The following is a 17,187-nucleotide window of genomic DNA, read 5'->3' as shown; positions in this document are numbered from 1 at the left end:
ATGCAAAAATTCCTCCTAACTTCATTTTCGGTAGTACTGTTGAGTGCGTGTGGTGGCGGCAGCGACACTGTAGTTGAGCAAACGCCTTTACCACCGCCGCTTGAGCAACCCGTAATCAATTACAACGGCCCTGCACCTGCAACAGCCGATGTACAAAACTTCAAATTATCGGTATGGGACAATTTAGCTACCGCTGATCGCTGCGGCGCGTGTCACGTCCAAGGACAGCAATCTCCAGCCTTTGCCCGCAACGATGATATCAACTTAGCTTATGCAGATATCAACCCGTATATCGACTTCTCACAACCCAGTGATTCAGAGCTAATCAGCAAAGTCGCTGGTGGTCACAACTGTTGGCTAAGCAGTACTTCCGCGTGTACCGACATTATGACGACGTGGATTGGTAACTGGGCCAATCAAGAACAGGAAGCGACGACCATTCAGCTCCAAGCACCAGCCCTACGCGAGCCTGGCGCGAACAAAAACTTTCCCGCTGATGCAACAGAGTTTGCCAACACCGTACACCCTATCGTGAACCAGTACTGTGCAGATTGCCATACCAGCTCAGCGGCAATTCCGATTGCACCGTATTTTGCGTCGGACGATGTGGATGAAGCCTACCAAGCATCGAAAGGCCGAATTAATTTAGACACACCAAGTGACTCTCGTTTGGTCGCTCGGATCCGCGATGAGTTTCACAATTGCTGGTCAGATTGCCAAGCCGATGCGTTGCAATTGACCAATGCTATACAAGCATTCTCTGACACGATTGAAGCGACTCAGCTCGATGGTGATTTAATCAACTCGGCGGCCACAACTTTATTCGAAGGTACTTTGGCCAGTGGCGGCGGTCGCTTTGAGACCAACCTGATCGGTAAATGGGAGTTTAAAACCGGTTTTGGCAACATTGCATTTGATACCAGTGGTATTGAACCTGCGCTGGATCTCACGCTGAGCGGTCAGTTTGACTGGGTTGGTGGCTGGGGTGTGCAATTGCGCAACGGCAAAGCCCAAGGCTCGACGAGTGCTAGTCGAAAAATGCACGATCTGATTACTGCCACTGGTGAGTTCAGTATTGAAGCTTGGGTCGCGCCAGCAAATGTCACCCAAGAAGGGCCTGCACGTATAGTAAGCTATTCGGGGGGGCGCGATCGTCGTAACTTCACCTTAGGGCAAACCTTGTACAACTATGATGCGCTATTGCGCACCAATAATACTGATGGCAATGGTATGCCTGCCCTTTCCACAGCCGATGCCGACGAAGATTTACAAGCCGCATTGCAACATGTCGTGTTTAACTACGACGCGGTAAATGGACGTCAAATCTACGTAAATGGTGTGTTCACTGATGACTTTGATGATGTTGCTCCGGGCAACCTCAATGAGTGGGATCCAAGCTTTGCATTTGTGTTAGGCAATGAAGCGTCAGGTGATGTGCCGTGGGCCGGAACGATTCGTATGGTCGCGGTACACAATCGAATTTTGTCACCCGAGCAAATCATGCAAAACTTCGATGTTGGTGTGGGCCAGAAGTTCTTCTTGCTGTTCGCGATATCTGACATTATTAACGTCCCTGAAGCCTATGTCGTGTTTGAAGTTAGTCAATTTGACAGCTACAGCTACCTATTCAGTGAGCCATTCTTTGTTAGCCTTGCCGAAGGAGTCAATGTCGACGGCATTGCTATAGAAGGCATGCGTATTGGTATCAATGGCCGAGAAGCGCAAGGCGGACAAGTGTTCGCACCACTGGTTACCGAGATTGTTGGCGCTCAATACGTGCCTGATTTGGGCCAGCAATTATCATCGCAAGGTACGATTATTGGTCTTGAAAAAGGTCCAGAGCAAGATGAGTTCTTCCTGACCTTCGACCGACTCGGTGATGAACAGTATGTTCGCGTTCCAGCAGAGCCACCTACGCCGGCTGCGCCGATCGATTTGGAGCCGCAGCCAGAGATTGGTATCCGCAACTTTGCTGAAATCAATGCCAGCATGGCAGCCTTGACTACAGTTGCGGCGAACCAATCAGGCGTAAAAGCAACCTTTGATCAACTACGTCAACAGTTGCCTAGCGTCACCGATATGAGTAGCTTCCTGGCATCAAATCAAATGGCAATTACCCAGTTAGCAATCAAATACTGTGATGCGCTAGTTGAAGATAATTCACTGCGCAGTGCATATTTCCCAGATTTCGATTTTGCTCTGGCACCACAATCAGCGTTTGATAGCGCGGGGCGCAATGCGCTGTTTTCACCGCTTACCACTCGCATGCTAGGCAATAATATTGGCTCGCAACCAAGTACCACTAATGTCACGACTGAATTAAACAATTTGGTTGACCGATTGACCCAATGTACACAGACGAATAGTTGTTCAGCGAGCACCACGCGCAATGTCGCAAAAGCCAGCTGTGCAGCGGTGCTCGGCAGTGCTGTAGTGGCAATCCAATAGGCGTTAAGGAGTAGAACAAGATGAATCCATTTAAGCCAAAACAATCGACAACTACTTACAGCTTCGCGCGCCGCACCACGAGCAAAGTTGACCCCTTAGATGCGCCGCTCGATTGCGATGCGCCGCTTAAACTTAACGATCACGCCAAGCCAATGACGCGTCGCGACTTTATTTCGCAAGGCTTTACCGCTGGTGTCGGCACCGTGGTAGGTACCTCGCTGCTCAGTATGTTTGCCGCACCGCGCCAGGCGCATGCAGACTTATCGTCCGATCTAGAAGCATTGAAATCGCAATGCGGTATTGCCACTCAAGGGGCCGGCAAAATTCCATTTATCGTATTTGACCTAGCCGGTGGTGCCAATATTGCCGGTTCAAACGTGTTAATTGGTGGCCAAGGTGGCCAGCTCGATTTCTTGAGTACTCAGGGCTACAACCGTCAAGGCTTGCCCGGCGATATGCTACCGAGTATTGCCAACCCAGATACTGGCTTAAGTGATTTCATTAACAATGAGTTGGGCCTTGCCTTCCATTCTGATAGTGCATTCTTACGCGGCATTTTAGATAAGGTTAATGTGACTAATCGCGCCAACATCAATGGTGCTGTCATCCCCGCTCGATCGGAAAACGATACCGGCAACAATCCGCACAACCCGATGTATGGGATCTTTAAAGGCGGTGCTGATGGCTCGTTGTTGAGCTTAATTGGATCGCGCACCAGTGACTCAGGCGCAAATTCAATGGCACCATTCAATATGATTGACCCAGCGGTGCGCCCAACGAAAGTCGACCGACCTTCGGATGTAACTGGCTTGGTGGATACCGGTGATTTAGTTGGCTTGTTAAGCCAACAAGATTCGGTAGCTGTAATGGAATCTATCCAGCGCATCAGCGATATGAAACTCGGCCAAGTAGATACGCAAATCACCTCTGATGAAGTACTAAAAGATCTCGTTCGCTGTGGTTATGTGAAAAGTGCCGATATCACTGACCGCTTCGGCGACCCAAGCACATTAGACCCCACTCTCGATCCTGATATTGTCGGTCCGAACGGCATTTTCACGCAAGAAGAGTTTGACAGCGATCGTGAATTCCAGAAAACCGCGTCAGTCATGAAGCTTGTGATTAACGGCTTCGCAGGTGCCGGCACCATTACCATGGGTGGTTATGATTATCACGTTGGCAACCGCGCAACAGGTGAAGTCCGTGACTTACGCGCCGGACGCTGCATGGGCGCGTGTTTGGAGTACGCGGCGCGTGTTGGTATGCCATTAATGATGTATGTCTACAGTGATGGCTCGGTATTTAGTAACGGCATGATTGACGATTCAGTGAATGGTCGCGGCAAAGGTGTTTGGACGGGCGATAATTCCTCAACCGCGGGCTCATTCTTCTTGGTATATAACCCAGGCGGAACGCCGCAATTGATTGGCGCAACACCAGAGCAACAGGCGCGTCATCAGCAGCTTGGCTTTATGCGTCGCGACGGCTCGGTAGAAACAGCCGCTACACCAGCGGCAAACAACGTCAATTTGTTGGTAGAAACGGTGATCTTAAATTATCTAGCGTTACACGGTGAGCAAAGCCGATTTGAAGAACTATTCCCAGCGCACGGATTGGGTAATGCGTCATTAATGGATACGTTAACCGCGTTCGAGCCGATTGTTAACGGCACGATAGGTTAGAGCAGTGGGGTAGAGTACACTTACTCTGCCACCACTTCGTTTTTTCCGGCCCAAAAGCGTACTTTTTGATTGAGCACGGTGGCGTCGAATGGTTTGCTAATGTAATCGTTCATGCCGGCAGCCAAGCAGCGTTCCCTATCACCTTTCATTGCGTTTGCGGTTAATGCAATGATCGGTATTTTGCGATTTGCATTACCTGCATCTCCGGCCCTAATTCGTTCAGACGCCTCAAAACCGTCCATAACAGGCATTTGGCAATCCATTAAAATTACATCGTAATGCGCAGTTGAGTCGCGCAAGTGCTCAATTGCCTTTAGACCATTATCGGCAATCTCGACCCGATGCTCGTCAAGTTGATTTTGTGCAACAACTTGATTGATATGATTGTCTTCTACGAGTAACACCTTGCATTCTCGATGTTCAGAAAGGTCAACGGACGTGTGTTGCTCAACTTTTTGTATAGGTTGTTCGCTGCGCAGTGCTGTTGTAATCGCGAAGGTTGCGCGAAATTGACTGCCTTGACCTTTTTGGCTGACAACCTTTATCTCCCCCCCTAACAATTGACACAGTTGTTGAGAAATAGAAAGTCCAAGACCTGTCCCTCCGAACTCACGAGTAGTCGAAACATCTTCTTGCGAGAACTGTTCGAATATTGCGGCCTGCTTATCAGGGGAAATCCCCACGCCGGTGTCTTTAACGGCAACGGTCAATATGTAAACATCATCCACTGACTTGATAGCAGCAGAGAGCCTGACTTTGCCATGCTCGGTGAATTTGATCGCGTTACTGAGCAAATTAACAATTACTTGTCTAATACGTGTCGGATCGCTATTCAGTAATAATTCGTCAGGTATATCTATCTTGGCTTCAAAATCGAGGTCCTTGCTTTGCGCATGCGTCTGGTAAGTGCTTATAATTTCTTCAAAAAATGCCAGCGGGTCAAAATAAATTTTCTCTATACTCAATTTGCCCGCTTCAATTTTCGACAAGTCCAAAATATCATTAATGATGTGCAATAGGTTTTGTGTACTTGTTGACGCCATTTCAACAAACTGACGCTGCTTCTTATTCAAACCTGTTTCATTAAGCAACTGCAAAAATCCATAAATCCCATTTATGGGTGTTCTAATTTCATGACTCATGTTGGCTAAAAAATCGGTTTTCATTCGCGACGATTCTTCAGCTTTAACACGAGCCTGTTCTAAGTACTCTGCGGCTTCCTTCGCGGCAGTGACGTCCTGTTGTATTCCCAAATAATGAGTGACTTCACCGCTATCACTGATAATAGGTGTAAGGGTTAAGTGATTGTAGAACGGTGAACCATCCTTTTTGTAATTAACTAAGGTGACATCAACTGGTTCGCGCTTGTTTATTGCGTCACGGATCCGACGCGTATCCCGTTTGTCTGTGTCAGGACCTTGAAGAAATCGGCAATTATTACCTAAGAAGTCCTCTACCTTGTATCCCGTTAATTGCTCGCATGCACTATTGGTGTAGATAATCGGCTCACCCGGTTGAGTGATATCGGAGATAAGGATTGATGTGCTAGCGCGATCGACAGCTTGTGTTTTCAAGCGTAATTGCGACTCTAAATACTTACGTCGCGTTTGGTCTTCGCCGACGATAACCAAGCCAGCCTGTTCACCCGCCTCATCTGTCAATGGTGTTGTATACCAAGAAACAAAAAGCGTATCTTCGGTTTCTGAATCAATGTATGTCGCTTCAAATCGCTCTAGATTCGAGCCGCTTTTGGCAAACTTCTGTAAATCGCTCACCAATTGCTCAAGTTGATGTTCGCTAAAATTCGCTCTGTGCATAAAATCTCGGCTTGCTTGATTCACAATCAGAGGCGCGTAATTCGCATCAAGCACGATCAAGTATTCATACAGGGCATTGATGACATTATTCACTCGAGCATTTGACAACGATAAAGTGTCGACTTGTTCCCGAAGATTATTAAACGCCTGCCTGATATCACTAAGCTCTTTGATGGAGTGAGCAGTGTTGTCGTTTGTCGGCCCGGTGAAACCTGACCACAATTGATTCGCTAATTGCGATAAGGTTTCTGAACCGCGATCAGCGATTAAGTTAGTGCTTAGATATAAAGCAAAAAGAGTTAAAAATAGGGTTAAGAAAATAAATGGCAGCAGATACAAAACGGTTGAATACGCATCTCGGTAGGACTCAAAACTGACATAGGCTAGACCCGACTTTACTATGGTCTTGTGAACCCAGTCATCGAATTCATGCTCGACTATTCGTTGACCAGGCGTAAACGGGGAGTCGTCAGAAGCAAATATGACTCTGCGCTTACTATCAAGTAGCAACAAATGCGAGTTCGTTTCGTATAATCGAATGATAGCGCTCAACGACTGCGAATAGAACACAATAGCGCCTTCTACAAATCCCGGAGAGAAAAAAACCGGCACAGCGATGGTCACGCCATCGTCTCGAATTTCAGTATAGACCTGTCCCTCTTCGAGTACTATTTGCTGCCATTGGTGAGTGTCTAAGATGGCGTTCATCGGCTTGAGATTTCTACCGGAAATTACTTGTGCATCAAAACTGAATAGACCAATCGATGCTTTCTCGACGCCACTGATACGGAACGATTAAAAGAATAGTGGTAAATAATATTGCTGTTGGCGTTTATCTATCAAACTATTGGTTACAAAGTCATTGGCCGCAAGATTATTCAATTGCTCAATAATATCTCCAACACCACTTTCCACAGAAGCGACCAAGTGTTCTGCGTTGTTTTGATGCCTTTGATCAATCTGTGGCTTGGAATAAATATAAAACAACGCCGACAATAATACTGAGAGTAAGATTAAGATGACTAACTGACTTGGTAATGCGCGCCGAAACAAATACTGTTTGAGGCTAAAATACTGACTCATTCAGCTTCGTTCCTTGGTCTTGGTATGAGATCGCCTTGTACATCATACGTCGTTAGAATATAGTCCGAAGCCCACAGCGCGTCTTGATTTTCCACAAAAGGTTGAACATAAGTTTTAATCAACCCTTGATGTTCTTGAAGACTCTGCAAAGCATCCCTCACCGCTTTAGGCTCTGAACTTTGAGCAGTTTCCACAGCCTGCGCGAGCATGTGAATTAGATCATAAGCATGGGCTAAGCCGACTTGCCCTTTGATACTTTTGGGCGATGCTTCAGCATCAAAACTACTCCTATAACGCGCTAGCAGACTTTCCGCTAGCTGAGGATTGTTGGCTTGCTGGAAATGGAAGGTTTGCAGAACGCTTAAGTCCAGTTGCGTGAGAATATCTAAGCCCAGTAACTCGGCAAATTTTCCACCCGCTATCCCCCAATGAGATACGATCGGCAACTGCTGAGTTTTTCTGTTGTTAAATAGGCTGGTTGCAGCAACCGCACCCTCTGGCGCATTGGCAACCATTACCACTGCCTCTGCATCAGAGTCAGCGATTCTCGTTACCGCCTCATCGAACGCTTGCTGGCGCCAATTTATCCATTCTGTGGCAACTATATCAATGCCGAGTTTTGCGGCGACCTGCTCCATAGACTTTTCATTCGAACGCCCCCAGCCAGTGCGCTCCAGTATTAATGCAACACGCTTAACGCCCCGTCGTTTGATATTGCTTAAAATCACTGATGCGGCTTCTGAGTCTCGAACAGAAACTCTAAATACGTAGTTGGGTTCAAAACCGTTATCGATAATTGCAGTTCCTGCTGCCCAAGGAACTAAAAAAATCAGGGGTTTTTGATGAATCAAATCTAACTCTTGCAATACCACCGGCGTATGTACACCGCCAATCACCGCTAGTAAGTTTGGTTCTTCGCTTAACTGCGCTAAGTTGCGCAAGCCTCTAGCCGGATTGCCACGATGATCTTTCACGACCAATGATATCTGCCGCCCCAATAGGCCACCGGCTTGGTTAATCTCTTCAATGGCTAATGAGGCACCGCGGAATATTGCGGTTCCACCTTCTGCCGCTACTGCAGACATGTCAGCGTCGAGACCAATGATGAAGGGTTCTTGTTGTTCCGCATGCACAAGAAAAGCCGCTCCTAGACAGAAACTAAAAGCAAATAGAGACATGCGAAACAGTGATTTTTGCATATTGAATCTCTCGATCGTGCACACGACTAAGCGGGGCAAAATAAGTGTAGAAGATTTATACGTTTTTTGCTTAATTTGGATGAGTTCTTAGGTATAAAAACCGCTTACCACAAAGCAACTTTTTACGTTATGCTGGAGCGTGTTTGGTACATTGAGTATCAATTACTTAGGAAAAAAATATAACAATTGGAACAAGTATGAAAAAACTATTATTGCCCGCATTTGCAGTACTTTTTATGACCGGCTGTATCTCGTCGAAATCCTATGTCGATCCCAGCTTTGGTAAAGCGACCTATGATGACATTCAAAAAGTGGACGACCAACACGCCATGTTGGTGGATATCGAGTTTCAGCGCAACGGTGAAGCGTTCCCTGATGCAAACGCGGAAGTTCGCTCGCATGTTGAGCGCACGTTGAGAGCCAGCGGCGTGATCGCGCCAGCAACCGATGGCACTACAAAGCGCATTAAGGTAACGGTAAACAATGTTGCTGACTTAGGTGACGCTGCAGCTAAAGGTTTTGGCACAGGGTTAACGTTTGGCGCAGTCGGTACGCTGGTAACTGATTACTACGAAGTGTTTATCACCTATACCGACGAAGACGGTGAACTGACCACCAAGGAATACAAACACGCGTTACACACCACTATCGGCAATAAAGATGCGCCGTTTGAGAATGCTGAGCCTATGTCTCCAGCATCGGCATTTGGCGTGATTGTTGAACAAGTCTTGCTAAACTTTATTCAGGAAATGCAGCAGGAAGGAAAACTTGTTCGCGTGCCAATAGAGACGTTTATTGCGGCTTAGAAAAAATCGACAACGAAAAGCAAAAGTTGGGTCAGCACAGTATTATTGGGCTGACCCGACTGTTTACTCAACAAACAATACACCCACCTCAACGCGCACCACTTTGACTTCAGTGCCGGCTTTAAGTGACTGTGCTGACTTAACCTTCCAGGTAATTCCCGAGTATCGCGTTTCACCGTCAATACCAGGTGCTACATCAGATTCCAAGTTAAAGGTCATACCGACTAGATCTGAAGTGACCGGCGTTGAATCCACGTTTTTTTGTAATTTGCGCATCGGGCGCCAAAGCAATGCAGTAAAGATAGTATCTAAAACGGCCACGGCGATAAACGCGTCGAGCATTTGCTCGTCAATGATGCCGAAGTACATCAAGCCCGAGGTCAATATAAACGAAATGCCGAGCGTGAAAAGTAGGATTGTCGTGAAGCCCAGCAATATTTCCACAATCAAAAGAGCTATACCGATTCCCAGCAGGAAGTGCGGCATATTGTTCAACATTGTATCCATTGCGTTATCCCGCTTTGTTGGAGAACTTGTCCATAATACTCATTGCCTGTGCCACAACAGAACCTATTTCGGTATTGCCATCTGGTAGTAATACAACTGAAGACTCTTTGGCAATTTTCTCTTTAGCAGTGATTGCACCTTTCGCCAATTCGAGCTGCACGGCTTTTTGACCTTCACTGGTAGCCGCTGCCTCACCGACTTTACGGATGGCTTCTGCTTGCGCTTCGGCGACTTGGATGAGCGCCCGAGCTTCACCTTCGGCTTTCAAAATTTGTTCTTCTTTTTCTGCTTGGGCAGCAAGCACGACAGCAGCCTTTTCACCTTCTGCACGGTTAATAGCGGCTTGTCTATCACCTTCAGACTCTAAGATCTGAGCACGCTTGACCCGCTCAGCCTTCATCTGTTGCTCCATCGCATCCAAAACACTCACTGGCGGTTTAATGTCTTTTAACTCATAACGTAAAACCTGTACGCCCCAAGGCGCTGCAGCTTCGTTGAGCGATGAAACAATATTCACGTTCAATTGGTCACGTTCTTCAAAGGTTTTATCAAGCTCCATCTTACCGAGCTCAGAACGCATCGTGGTTTGCGCCAACTGAGTAACGGCGAACACGTACTCCTCTACCCCATAAGTGGCTTTGTAGGGGTCAACAACCCGAAAATACAAAACACCGTCAACACTTAATGTAATGTTGTCACGTGTAATAGCCGCTTGTTCTGGCACGTCTCCCGCTTGTTCTTTGAGCGAGCGATCCGCCGCAACACTATCAATAAAAGGTACAATAAAGTTCAAGCCCGCTTCCAAAGTGCGCGTATATTTACCGAATCGCTCGATAATAAAAGCACGGTTCTGCGGGACAAACTTCACAGATTGCTTGATAAGTACCAAAACAAAAATCAACAAGAATGTTTGTGCGGTAAAGATATAATCGAGTAAAACTTCCATCTATTAACTTCCTATTATTGTTGCTCTGCTGCGCGTTCAGCATTTTCAATCCGGTCAGTTGTGCCCGGATGCGTTTCAAACCACGATACCACGTCAGGACTCGCCGGAACAAACTCAGCAAATGCCAACATGGCGTCGGCAAAATCCTGAGGACTACGGCCCATTGCTCGCAACTGCATAATGGCGTAATCATCTGCTTGCCACTCGTGTGCTTGGGAGAATCTGTTTTGCAAAACACTACTGCCAACCCCCATAAACGCCTCTACTGCACCGCTTACGTCACCAACAAAATAGCTGATCGCAATAGTAGCTACAATTGATTCAGCGACCATCTGCATTGAATGATTCTGTTCCACATGACCGATTTCGTGGAGAAAGATTGCATCCAATAGGCGTTGCTCTCGCTCTAACAAGTCAACGAGCGCATCAGTGAAAACAATAGTGCCATCGGGTAATGCAAATGCGTTAGGCCCAAACGTCTCGGACTGTCGAAACTGTACATTGTAAGAATCAAGGTCAGTATCGATAGCGCGCACGACCTCGCGAAAACCCTGTTGAATCGACAGTTGAGTATCTTCTGATAAAGCTGACGGCTCTAATACCGAATAATCTAAAGCACTTAAGGTGCGCTCTGAACTAATAGCCTTCACCGATTGCGGGACATAATCAGCAAGGTGGACGGCAAACCACGGAATACCAAATCCGAAGACCAAGTAGACCAGAATGGGGACGCCAAGGACGCTTGTGATCAACCAGCGACGATTGGTCTCCCACTTATTCAGGCGGCCGCCAAAATCACCGTCAAGCCAAGCGTCTAACTCTCTATCGCCATCGACGATGATCAAATCTTTGGTGGGGAGAATTATCTCACGCGGAAGCCCCCCTAATTTGGACTTTACCTGAATCAAATCTTTGTCAAAACTAAGCGATTCAAACTCGCTTTCTGGACTGGTGACTATGAGCTTATCACCTTCCAGGGAGATCATTACAGCGGAGGCTTTGGAGCCCCCGTCATGGTAAAATTGTGCTGACCACACGGCGCTAACCTACAGCTAAGTCAACGTCAAATAATGTTGCGGCTTCTTCAGCCGTTGCTCCCACAGTACCGTTATCTCCTGCGAGAACTTCGTTAATGCCAGATAAAACCGTGATTTGGGTGGCATCAGCGAAAAACTTAGCGGCACGAATCTTGGCCCAAGGAATTGCCAAGCCAAGGGTAAACACGATCGCTAATGTATTTACAACCCGCAACTTTACTAGGCCAAAAGTTTCCACCTGAGAGCTAAGCCTCGCAACACTATCTATTTTAGTCTTGCCAAACAAGTGATTGCGAATGCGCGCCTGATAGAAGCTGGAAGCGACCGCAAAACCTATTAAATAAGAAGCAAGAATACCTAATACGGACAAATCGAATCCCTCGACAGCACTCAAGGGAGCAAGGACAAACGCAGACACTAAGGCGCCAACGATAAAAACCAGAACGAACAGAAGACTGGCACTTATAGAGTTAGCATAATATTCACTGGTTTTAATTCCGGTGTCGAAACTTCTGTCACCGAAGCTGGTGTTGTCAATGATGTACTGGTCAATCTTTTTTAGCACCCAAGGCATCAGTAAATAGAATGTGAAAATGCTCAAAAATGGCCAAACAACGAAGACTAAAAACGCGTCACCATAGCTACCGTGAAACTGGAATCGAACATTGCGATAAGCGGTCATTCGCATTTTAAAACGCAATCCCAATACAACGATTAAAGGTGTAAATGCTGCGAATACAAGCATAAGGATTAATGCGAAAACAGGGTTGATCATTTGCAAGACAGCAAAGGCTGCAAACGCAATTGCCGCAATAATTCGCCCTTTTAAGATTTGCAATGGTTCGGCCAAATACGCAAATCGATGTCCATCAATTTCAGTGTTGCCATAAAAATAGCGGTTGGTGCGCACTTTCGCCCATGCCGAATAGATGCCCAACGTCACCAATGTAAGTAACAAGTTAACAATCCAAATTGAGAAAAACTCTTTTGCGTTACCATGAAACCTTACACCAACTCGACGCAATTCTTGTGCTTGAGTTTCAGCAGTTGTAGTGGCGACGATTGCTTGTCGCTCAGCGATAAGACGATCTAACTCAGCAGCGCGTGCTGGATATGTATCAGTATCAATCGTTTGACGTGCCTGAATGAGTTCATCTAAAGAGTAGTTTGAATAATCGATTGTAGATTCCATAAGCCCTCGTAATACTATCCCTTCTAATCCATGCGACTTTTTCGCCACGCCAACATACGAGAAAATCGACAATTGAGCAATCTTTAACGACGAATAACTTTCTTTAGTTCACACGGACATTAAGTGAGTTGCTATGAAATCTTCAGTTGTCGATTGAGCTTTCCCATGGCGATAGCATTGCCTATTAGAACCAAAATAACGCCAAATACTGCAGCAAGCGTCCATTGATAGCCTTCAAATAATGTCGACAAGCCCAAGGCCACAATCGGATAGACCAAGACAACATAAGTGGATTTATCCGACCCTATGCGCTGCAAAAGCTTCATGTAGGCGCCAAAGGCAAGTACCGACCCAAACAGTGCCAAGTAAAGCAGCGCAAGGGTAAACTCCAAATGATCAGGATAGGTAAAGGACGCCCCTGACATAAAACCATAGCCGTACATAAAGAATAAGCCGTACCCCATTGCATAAAAGTTCATTTGCATAACAGGCACACCTTCATCCAGCATGTTTTCCGAGAGAATATTTCCAATGGCAGCACTGACGAAACTCACAAGAGCAAATAGTAAACCGAGCACTAACCCCTGCTGAGCAGTCATTTGCGTAAATTCTGGCGAGAAGATCAACACTATCCCGAGTAGACCCAAGGTGGCCCCAACAAGTACTTCGCGGCGCAGCGGTTTATTCAGGAAAACGCGCCGGAACAGCACTGTAAAATAAATAACACTGGAACTGAGTACTGCTAATAAGGCACTGACAATGTACTGCTGGGCAGCGTACAGAAATGAATAATCCAAGGTGTACAAAATCAGACCGACACTGAGCGCTTTAACGTGCATGTGCGCTGGCATGCGGAATGAACGTCGTGTCGCCAGCATCCACAAACCGATACAAACTACCGCAATACTAAATCGCCATGCGACTGCAACCACAGGCTCAACGTGACCGACTTGAAAGGTGATACCTATCCACGTTGAACCCCAAATAATGACGCAAACGATAAATAATAGCGCGTTCATTGTGGTTTAGACTGCTGAATGAATGCGTCTAAATGCGATGCAGCAATGTTTAATAGCCGCTGTCGCGCTTCAGTGGCTGCCCAAGCCACATGAGGAGTTATCAACAAGTTGGGCAATTGCGCTTTTACTATGGCTAATGATTGTGGCGGTGGCTCAGTGCTTACCACATCCAAGGCTGCGCCAGCGATTTGCTTATGCTCCAGCGCGTGAAGCAGCGCATCTTCATCGACTAAGCCACCGCGCGCAGTGTTAATAAGAAAAGCTGATGATCGCATTAATGCTAAACGCTCAGCGTTAATCATCTGCGCAGTGTCTGGCGATAAAGCACAATGCAAAGACACGAAGTCGGCACGAGGTAGCACATCCTCTAACGCAGGCCGTCGGCTTTGAGTTCCGGCTCTTGTATCGCCTGGCCGTAACGCAACAGTAACGCGCATATCGAAGGCTTCGGCGAGTTTAGCCACTGCCTTGCCTAAGGTTCCATAGCCGACAATTACTAGGTGTTTGCCGGCTAACTCCATGATCGGGTAGTCGAGCAAACAAAACTGTTCGGATTGTTGCCAAGCCCCCTGTTTCACCGCTTTGTTGTAATGATTGACCGATGTGGCCAGCATCAGCATTAGCATTAGGGTATGCTGAGCGACCGAAGCAGTTCCATAGCGAGAAACATTTTTAACCGTAATCCCCGCCTGTTCACATGCATGCATATCAATATTGTTCACACCAGTGGCTAATACGCCGATGTAACGCAAATTTTTAGCATAAGCGATTATCTCGCGGTCTAATGCGACTTTGTTCGTTAATACGATATCAGCATCCGCGACCCGCAGCGCGGCCTGCTGCGCTGTAGTTGCATCAAAGATTTGCCAATCGATTTCAGCAATATTGAGTAAGCAGCTTAGATCCAGTGATTCCGGCCCCATCGAGTCGAGATCGAGAATTACACCTTGCAGCTTTTGCATATGCGCACCCTGATGTGTTGACTAGGCCCGAATATGGCCCGAACCGGTTACAACAAACTTTTCCGTTGTAAGGCTTGCCGCGCCCATAGGCCCATAAGCGTGTAGTTTACTGGTTGATATACCGATTTCTGCACCTAGCCCTAATTCGCCACCATCAGAGAAACGCGATGATGCGTTAACCATAACAACTGACGAATCCACTACCCGTATAAACTGCTGCGCACGCGATAAATGCTCAGTTACGATGACCTCAGTATGGCCTGATCCATAAGTGCTAATGTGAGCAATTGCGGCTTGCATGTCATCTACGACCCGAACTGCGATCTCCATAGCGAGATACTCCGCATGCCAGTCATGCTCGGTAGCGGCTTCTGCCTCGGGAAAGTAAGGCAATGACTGTTCACAGGCGTGCACGCGGACCGAATGTTGCGCAAACAGGGCTTGCACGCGCGGTAAAAATTCAGCGGCAATCGCTTTATCCACCAGTAATGTCTCGAGCGCATTGCACACGCCTACTCGCTGGGTTTTACCATTTTCTAAGATGTTAAGCGCTTTACTCAAGTCAGCATCGCGATCCACAAATAAGTGACACACCCCATTGAAGTGCTGGATAACAGGGATCCGACTATGCTCAGAAACAAATCGAATCAGCCCCTCGCCACCGCGTGGAATAACTAAGTCGATGGAATCGTTCAAGGTCAAAAGCTCATTCATAATTGCGCGGTCAGGATCAGGGATAACGGTAACCGCTTGGTCTGGCAAATCAAAGCTGGCGAGCGCGGCATGAAAACATTCAGCCAACGCTAAGTTGGAATGCAATGCCTCTTTACCACCGCGCAAAATAACCGCATTTCCGGCTTTAAAACACAAGGCTGCTGCGTCAATTGTCACATTCGGTCGCGACTCGTAAATCATCGCAATAACGCCCAATGGAATACGCATCTTCGCGACTTGAATACCGCTCGCCATAGTTTCACTGGCACTCATGCTTCCTACCGGATCTGGCTGATTTGCGATGACCTCTACAGCTTGAGCCAGCGACTCTAAGCGCTGGGGATCGAGTAACAGTCGGTCGCACATGGCAGCATCTAGGCCGCTGTCTTTAGCGTTTTGCATATCAATAGCATTGGCAGACAACACTGCTTCTTCTCGCTCCCTGAGTTGTTCCGCCACAGCCAATAGCACATTGCGCTTCTCTTTATGCTGTAATTGAGCAATCACCGGAGCAACTTTTTTAGCCTGCTGGGCAGCAAGTGAAATCGAAAATTCGGCTGTAGACATTGGGTCTATCCCTTTTATAAAAACTTAATTTAGCGTTACTAAGTCATCGCGGTGGACGGCAACGTCACCCGAGCTGTAACCCAATAACTCTTCAATTTGTTGACTCTGTAAGCCCTTGATTTGTGCCAATTCGTGACTGGCATACTGAGCAATACCTTGGGCTATCGGTCTGTCAGCGAAGCAGATCGTTACAGCATCCCCGGCACTGAACTGCCCTTCGATGCTGATAATACCGGTTGGTAGTAAAGACGCATTGCGTTCAGTTAGCGCCCGCATAGCACCATCGTCAACAGTGATACGCCCTTTCGCCAACAATGTGTGTTTTAACCAATGTGCACGGGCTTTTTGCGCGGTGACTAATGGACGAAACAAAGTTCCCGGACAGTGACCACTCGCAAGTGCATCAAACACCTCACCTTTACGGCCATTCACAATTAGGGTTTGAATACCGCTTTGCACACACTTTTCAGCAGCTTGGATCTTGGTTTTCATACCACCAGTTCCTACTGCAGTGCCAGCGCCACCTGCCAATTGATGTATGGTGTTATCAATCTTGTTTACCTCAGGGATCAGCTTCGCATCTGGTTCTTTGCGCGGATCGGCAGTAAATAATCCGTCAATATCGGAACACATGATCAAGGTATCAGCTTGGGCGACCAAAGCAGCATAGGCGCCTAGGTTGTCGTTGTCGCCGACTTTGAGCTCAGCGGTCGCCACCGTGTCATTTTCGTTCACAATCGGTAACGCGCCATGCTTAAGTAACTCTCGCAATGTGTTTTGTATGTTGATAAACCGCACTCGGTCGCGCAAATCATCGGCGGTGAGTAACACCTGTGCACAGGGAAAATCAAAGAAACGCGCCCAATTGGCCATCATTTGTGTCTGCCCTATCGCTGCCATAGCCTGCTTTTCGGCAATACTCGGCGTATGAGTGACAGGCACGGCTTTGCGCCCAGCCGCCACACTACCTGAAGAGACTACGATCACTTCTTTGCCACGTTGACGACTCGCGCTAATAAACCGGGCCAACGGCAATAAAAACTCGGCACTACAGCGCTCACCATCAGGCGCAACTAAAGCACTGCCAACTTTTATTACGGCGCGCTGCCATTCAAAGGCACTCATGATTTGTGGAATTCCCAGACTAAAACCCTGAGCATACGAATAATTAGCTAATACTCAAGAACTGAATCAACTAACTTAGCTAG

Annotated in this window: 14 protein-coding genes; 3 read left to right on the top strand and 11 right to left on the bottom strand. The window is 47.2% G+C overall.

Annotated features, from left to right (window positions below; translation table 11 throughout):
• Together QTP81_RS15550 and QTP81_RS15545 are read left to right on the top strand one after the other, a co-directional pair.
• Nucleotides 1-2,448 carry a LamG domain-containing protein gene (locus tag QTP81_RS15550; RefSeq protein ID WP_289366761.1) on the top strand — a complete coding sequence of 816 codons (2,448 nt, stop codon included), beginning with the start codon at nt 1-3 and terminating at the stop codon, nt 2,446-2,448.
• 152 nt (nt 2,449-2,600) lie between these two features.
• Entirely contained in the window at nt 2,601-4,130 is a 1,530-nt protein-coding gene (locus QTP81_RS15545; protein ID WP_289367209.1) for a general secretion pathway protein GspF, read from the top strand.
• A 20-nt stretch (nt 4,131-4,150) separates the two neighbouring features.
• Here QTP81_RS15545 and QTP81_RS15540 read toward each other — a convergent pair whose 3' ends face one another.
• The 3 genes from QTP81_RS15540 to QTP81_RS15530 form a co-directional block, all read right to left on the bottom strand.
• Nucleotides 4,151-6,655 carry an ATP-binding protein gene (locus QTP81_RS15540; RefSeq protein WP_289366760.1) on the bottom strand — a complete coding sequence of 835 codons (2,505 nt, stop codon included), beginning with the start codon at nt 6,653-6,655 and terminating at the stop codon, nt 4,151-4,153.
• A gap of 87 nt (nt 6,656-6,742) precedes the next feature.
• Nucleotides 6,743-7,030, bottom strand: a complete 288-nt coding sequence (locus QTP81_RS15535) for a hypothetical protein (protein ID WP_289366759.1) — start codon at nt 7,028-7,030, stop codon at nt 6,743-6,745.
• A complete protein-coding gene (locus QTP81_RS15530; protein ID WP_289366758.1) occupies nt 7,027-8,229 on the bottom strand; it encodes an ABC transporter substrate-binding protein in 1,203 nt (400 codons plus the stop codon). Before QTP81_RS15530 ends, QTP81_RS15535 begins: the two co-directional genes overlap by 4 nt.
• Before the next feature lie 197 nt (nt 8,230-8,426).
• Between QTP81_RS15530 and QTP81_RS15525 the strand changes: the two genes are divergently transcribed.
• Nucleotides 8,427-9,035, top strand: a complete 609-nt coding sequence (locus tag QTP81_RS15525; protein ID WP_289366757.1) for a hypothetical protein — start codon at nt 8,427-8,429, stop codon at nt 9,033-9,035.
• Between the two features lie 63 nt (nt 9,036-9,098).
• Here the strand turns inward: QTP81_RS15525 and QTP81_RS15520 are convergent, their stop codons facing one another.
• The 8 genes from QTP81_RS15520 to proB all read right to left on the bottom strand — a co-directional run bounded on the left by QTP81_RS15520 (nt 9,099) and on the right by proB (nt 17,104).
• Entirely contained in the window at nt 9,099-9,542 is a 444-nt protein-coding gene (locus QTP81_RS15520; protein WP_289366756.1) for an NfeD family protein, read from the bottom strand.
• A 4-nt stretch (nt 9,543-9,546) separates the two neighbouring features.
• On the bottom strand, nt 9,547-10,488 hold the full coding sequence (locus QTP81_RS15515) for an SPFH domain-containing protein (protein WP_289366754.1): 942 nt from the start codon (nt 10,486-10,488) through the stop codon (nt 9,547-9,549).
• Nucleotides 10,489-10,502: 14 nt separating this feature from the next.
• Nucleotides 10,503-11,525 carry a M48 family metallopeptidase gene (locus QTP81_RS15510; protein WP_289366753.1) on the bottom strand — a complete coding sequence of 341 codons (1,023 nt, stop codon included), beginning with the start codon at nt 11,523-11,525 and terminating at the stop codon, nt 10,503-10,505.
• A 4-nt stretch (nt 11,526-11,529) separates the two neighbouring features.
• Nucleotides 11,530-12,717, bottom strand: coding sequence for a YjgN family protein (locus tag QTP81_RS15505; protein ID WP_289366752.1), 1,188 nt, complete (start codon nt 12,715-12,717; stop codon nt 11,530-11,532).
• A gap of 131 nt (nt 12,718-12,848) precedes the next feature.
• On the bottom strand, nt 12,849-13,736 hold the full coding sequence (locus tag QTP81_RS15500; RefSeq protein ID WP_289366751.1) for a DMT family transporter: 888 nt from the start codon (nt 13,734-13,736) through the stop codon (nt 12,849-12,851).
• Complete coding sequence (locus tag QTP81_RS15495) at nt 13,733-14,698, bottom strand: D-2-hydroxyacid dehydrogenase (RefSeq protein ID WP_289366750.1); 966 nt, start codon at nt 14,696-14,698, stop codon at nt 13,733-13,735. The genes QTP81_RS15500 and QTP81_RS15495 overlap by 4 nt, the downstream gene beginning before the upstream one ends.
• Nucleotides 14,699-14,719: 21 nt before the next feature.
• Nucleotides 14,720-15,979 carry a glutamate-5-semialdehyde dehydrogenase gene (locus QTP81_RS15490; RefSeq protein WP_289366749.1) on the bottom strand — a complete coding sequence of 420 codons (1,260 nt, stop codon included), beginning with the start codon at nt 15,977-15,979 and terminating at the stop codon, nt 14,720-14,722.
• A gap of 24 nt (nt 15,980-16,003) precedes the next feature.
• Complete coding sequence (gene proB, locus QTP81_RS15485) at nt 16,004-17,104, bottom strand: glutamate 5-kinase (protein ID WP_289366746.1); 1,101 nt, start codon at nt 17,102-17,104, stop codon at nt 16,004-16,006.
• Between the last annotated feature and the right edge of the window lie 83 nt (nt 17,105-17,187).

Origin of the sequence: Neoalteromonas arenosi (genome assembly GCF_030362855.1) — a bacterium.
GTDB lineage: Bacteria > Pseudomonadota > Gammaproteobacteria > Enterobacterales > Alteromonadaceae > Alteromonas_E > Alteromonas_E arenosi.
This window is presented reverse-complemented; position numbering and strand designations above follow the sequence as displayed.